This is a genomic window from Leptolyngbya sp. FACHB-36 (assembly GCF_014695955.1).
In the GTDB taxonomy this organism is placed as follows: Bacteria; Cyanobacteriota; Cyanobacteriia; order Leptolyngbyales; family Leptolyngbyaceae; genus FACHB-36.
The window spans coordinates 1-5,018 of sequence record NZ_JACJPG010000260.1 but is presented as its reverse complement, the minus strand read 5'-3'; the positions used below and the strand labels follow the sequence as shown (position 1 = coordinate 5,018).

Genomic DNA, 5,018 nt, shown 5'->3' with positions numbered 1-5,018 from the left:
CTGCGGCTGATGGACGAGCGCTTCTACCATCTTGACACCTGCTTCTGTCCGCTCAGCAATGGCTACTTACTTTACTATCCGCCTGCCTTCGATGCCTACTCGAATCGGTTAATCGAAATGCGAGTGCCGGAGGCAAAACGGATTGCGATCGACGAAGCAGACGCCGTAAATTTTGCCTGCAACGCAGTCAATGTGGATCACATTGTGATTTTGAACCAAGCCAGCGATGACTTGAAGCAGCGTCTCACTGCCGCAGGCTTCCAGGTCGTTGAAACGCCGCTGACTGAGTTTCTCAAAGCGGGCGGTGCATCCAAGTGCTTAACGCTGCGTGTCACGGAGCCTGTACGGGGAGAAGTTCATGCCAGTGCGGCGGTTGAAAGCCGCGTCATTCGTTTGGAGGGACACCTGCTGGATGCAGGTTTGATCAATCAGGCATTGGATCTTATTGTCGAGGGCGGCGGCAGTTTCCAAGTGCTGCACTTCAGCTTGGGCGAACAGCGGCAGAGCACTTCGTCAGCAGAGGTCAAGGTGACGGCTCCATCGCACGACGTGATGGAGACGATTATGGCGCAGCTGATCGATCTGGGTGCGGTGCCGCGTCCGCAGGAAGAGTGCGACTGCACGCTGGAAGTCGTCGAGCAAGTCGGCGTGTCGCCCGATGATTTCTACGTCACCACCATTTATCCGACTGAGGTGCGCGTCAAGGAGCAGTGGATAAAAGTCAGCGGACAGCGGATGGATGCTGCGATCGTCGTTGCGGAAACTTCAGAGGGTGCGGTGGCTCGCTGCAAACTATTGCGCGATTTGCAGGTGGGCGATCGCGTTGTCGTCAGCGTTGAAGGCATTCGCACGATCCGCAAGACCGAATCCCGCGAGCAGCGCAACACGCAAGAATTCAGCTTTATGGGCGCAGGCGTTTCCAGCGAACGGCGCGTAGAACTGGTTGTGGAGCAGATTGCCTGGGAACTGCGGCAGATTCGCGACCAGGGCGGCAAAGTCGTCGTTACAGCTGGACCTGTCGTGATCCACACTGGCGGCGGTGAACATCTGGCGCAGCTAATCCGCGAAGGCTACGTGCAGGCGCTTCTGGGCGGCAACGCGATCGCCGTTCATGACATGGAGCAGTCGATTATGGGCACCTCCTTAGGTGTGGACATGAAGCGGGGTGTCTCGGTGCGCGGCGGACACCGTCACCACCTGAAAGTGATCAACACGGTGCGACGCTATGGCAGCATTGCTCAAGCGGTCGAGCAGGGCGCGCTGACTAGCGGCATTTTCTACGAGTGTGTGCGCCACAATGTGCCGTTCTCGCTGGCAGGATCGATCCGCGATGACGGTCCGCTTCCCGATACCCAAATGGATCTGCTGCAAGCGCAGGCAGACTATGCCCGTTTGATTGAAGGTACCGACATGATTCTGATGCTGTCGTCGATGCTGCACTCGATCGGCGTTGGCAACATGACTCCAGCTGGCGTCAAGATGGTCTGCGTAGACATCAATCCCGCCGTGGTGACAAAGCTGAGCGATCGAGGTTCAGTGGAATCTGTGGGTGTGGTGACGGACGTAGGGTTGTTCCTCAGTCTGCTGATTCAGCAGCTCGATAAGCTGACGAGTCCGTATCGGCTGGCGCACAGGGTGTAGCAGAGGTACGCCTCCTAAAGCCGCCCTTACCCTCCTACAGAGGCTACTATGTACACACAAATTGACTTGTCAGGTCCAAGCCTTTGACCCTGGGGCTGCCACAAGTCAGGATTGCAAGGTCATCCAAAGACCCGATCGATCCAATCGTGTATACACCGCAGCCTACAAAGGAAGAAAACTGGAAGCCGTCTGAAAGCCCTTCTCTAAAAGAGAAGGGCTTAGTCTTTGGCAGTCAAGAAAAGAACGAGGGCGATTTATCGCACAAAGCGTTAATAGGTAATCAGTCATCAGCCAGTATATCTACTGGTTAACTGTTATTTCGTACCTGACCGAATAGCTAGACAACCGCAAAGTTATATAGGAAAATTGTGACACTTTTCCGGGTGTCTACCGCCATGCTGGCTAAATTAACTCAGCGTTGCCAATGCACAACGGAGACGATGGACTGTTGAATAACGGGTCACTGATTTCTGGTCATTGCATTTGAGCAACGGTTGCTTCTACTGGTAGTCAACCCCCAACGCTCATGGAAGACCTTGCCTATATTTATGTCTTAGCCGAAGAAAGTATTCAGCTAAGACAACTCCAGTTGCTTAACGATCGATCCCCCCTTTCCCACACTGCAATAGAAGCTGATCGATCGATCGAATCTGTAATCCGACCTCCTGTTATAGACGAGCCTTCTCAGACAGAACACGAGTACGCTTACCCCGTCTTCTACCTCTAACGTTCACCTTTTAACAAGTGGCGTAGCAAGTTTGACGGGCATAAGCCGACTGCACCAGCGACGATAAAATTTCGCTGCTAATGGGGTTGACTAAGAAGCCATCGAATCCTGGATTTTCCTCCTGATGAATCCAGCTGGGTGCATGAAAATCCGTTAGGGCAACCAGCGTAATGTGATGCAGATTGGCGTGCGTCCGCAATTCGCGCAGCATTGCTTGGGACCAGTTGTGGTGCTCGCCTGCCAGAATAATTAAAAATGGAGGATGCTGAACGGTTTGGGCGACCGCTTGCTCTTCGGAGTTTGCGATCGCCACGGAGTAGTCGGAGCGCCCAAGTATCGATGCCAAGATGCGCACCTGGTAGGGCTGTTTAGCCAGCAGTAGGATATAACCTGTTGTCAAGCTCATAGCGCCTGCATAGTGCAGAACAGTAGTTCGATCGTCACTATAGCGTTTAGAAAGCTTCTAATTTTTTGCATTCAGATCACTGAAAGCAGTTGCCTAATTCCGTTTAGCCTAATTTCACAGATTCTGTTACCTTCCGTTTTTCTTAGGTATTCCAGTTCTCTTCATTTTTCGTGCAGGATTAATCAATATTTTGAAATATCTCTTGAACTTAATATTTATAGCGAGATCGTAGAGGCAGCGAGTCTCAAGCCTGCTAATGTATTGGACAATGCTTTTTAGCAGCCATATTGCCTAAGCAGAACTACTAAAGGAATCGGTTCGAGCAGAATGTAGCTAAGCTCTTGAGCCACTCCAGATTTGATCGAAAAGGAAAGACACATTTCTAGCAGGAGTTGCTAAACCGTCAAAAGCAGTTCACCGAATGACCACTTAGCTCATTCTTTTCAACAATTACAACACGATGAAAGCGGTCGTTTACTCCCTAATCAATCTTGCAGTGGTTCTGAGTCTCCCCGGCTGCACAACGATCTCAACCAACCAGTACGACGCCACCGCGTTAACGCGCTACACCTGGCAAGTCGAGTACAGCACCGATCCAACAAAAACGCGATCGCGGTACGAAGCCTTTGCCACCAGCGAGTTGCTCAACCGCAACGGCGAAAAGCCTGCAGGAGCGGTGACTGGACCCGACGATCGCGGTTTGTGGTGGGGTGCGCTGCCGCCGCGTCCCACCGTGGACGACATTGAGCAGCGCCAGCAGCTCGACAAACCTGACACGCCCCAGCTAATTAAGAGCGTAACTTTTCAGATCAGCTTTCTGCAAAATGGACAACCGACGACGCTGCCGACCAACTATGACGTGTATCGCACCGTGGTCAAAGCCAAGCGATCGAATGCCCCTCTAGAACTCACGTTGGGAGTGGGCGATCGCAGCGTGGAAAAAGCCGAGCCCAAATAGCAATCGATCGGGGACCGATCAAGAAAAGCTGATCTGTCACCCGATCGTCTGAAGCGAATCGCTATCGGCTACTAGTTTTTGCGTCCACCGGGCGTCCTGCCACCTTCGTCGTTGCTGCCACCGCGCGGACGAGAATTTCCGGGATCGCAGCCCTCTGCGCCATTGCCGATTCCCTGGTTGCAGTTGCGCTTGCGGGGTTTACGACCGTCGTCATCGTCATCGTCGTCATCTCGGCTGACGTTGCGATTGTCGTTATCGTCATCATCGTCGTCATCGTCGCCGCGCAGGACAGTTCCCTGCGTCACACCGACCTGTTGATAGTTGTAAATGAGCTGACTCACTTTGAAGACAGAAACGGCGGTTGTGCTAATTTTCGACATTCTCACGACCTGACCCGGTAAGGAAATTAGCGCTGTTGGCAGGTTGGAACCAAACACTCGCACGACTTGATTAACCAGTGTGTAGGATCCGGTCACGAAGGAGGCTGGATGCACACATGTCGGACTCGGCGCAGGCAGTCCTGCTACCTCAAAGGCCTGAAGATTTAAGCTTTGAGCACTACTGAGGAACGTGACGCGGGATTCACGGTAGTTCTGAACCTGAGTGACTTGAGTAAAGTAGTCATAAACGCGGGCGGTGCGATCGAGTCTGAAGTCCTCATCTGCATCAATTCCATAAATGGTGCGCACGATGCCGTAGTCAGCCGCGCGATCGGGCAGAACTAGCGTTACAACGGTATTGCTGGCTAGTAGTTCAAACTCGCTGTAGCCAATGAAGCGATTGTCTTTGGTGAACAGCCGGACGACCACGCGATCGCCTGCTTTCAGCCCGTTAACGAACTTGGCTTTCTGCGTTTCCTTCAGCTTGTAGTTGAAGTCGCCGACGAACTGCTCCGACAAAAGCTCGTTTGCCTGTTTTGGCTTCAGAGACACCCGCGCAATCACCTCTTCGAGACTAGACTGCTTCTGGAGAACGCTGAGGCTGAAGCGGCTTTCCTGTCTAACGGCGGTGCTGCTAATCGGTTGGGTAACGGAAATCGGGGTGGTACCGATGTCAGTTGTGCTGATCAACTGTGTCGTTGTCGTCTGGGCAATCGTGCGGTACGACTGCACCTGTTCAAACTGCACTTGGCGATCGCGCTGTCCGGGCGTGTCGTAGCGCAGCATGGCAACGGATTTTAGCTCTAGGCTGGACAAATCAACGTTCCTACCCAAGCGCGCCTGCACATCGCTGAGGGAAATCACTTCTGGAGCCAGCGTCACTCGTCCATTGGCTTTGGAAATGAG

General features: G+C 53.0%; 3 protein-coding genes and 1 pseudogene. 2 read left to right on the top strand and 2 right to left on the bottom strand.

What is annotated here, in order from left to right:
- Positions 1-1,641, top strand: a 1,641-nt coding sequence (locus H6F43_RS06650) for a TIGR00300 family protein (protein WP_190341881.1), incomplete at its 5' end; no start/stop codon positions are given.
- A 737-nt stretch (positions 1,642-2,378) separates the two neighbouring features.
- Here H6F43_RS06650 and H6F43_RS06645 read toward each other — a convergent pair.
- Positions 2,379-2,774 (bottom strand): response regulator, encoded by a 396-nt coding sequence (locus H6F43_RS06645; protein WP_206754543.1) that lies wholly within the window; start codon positions 2,772-2,774, stop codon positions 2,379-2,381.
- A 460-nt stretch (positions 2,775-3,234) separates the two neighbouring features.
- On the opposite strand from H6F43_RS06645, the gene H6F43_RS06640 reads away from it, so the two are divergent.
- Positions 3,235-3,732 carry a hypothetical protein gene (locus tag H6F43_RS06640; protein WP_190341877.1) on the top strand — a complete coding sequence of 166 codons (498 nt, stop codon included), beginning with the start codon at positions 3,235-3,237 and terminating at the stop codon, positions 3,730-3,732.
- 71 nt (positions 3,733-3,803) lie between these two features.
- On the opposite strand, the pseudogene H6F43_RS06635 reads toward H6F43_RS06640, so the two are convergent.
- Positions 3,804-5,018 (bottom strand): annotated as a pseudogene (locus H6F43_RS06635) (hypothetical protein); the annotation flags it as partial.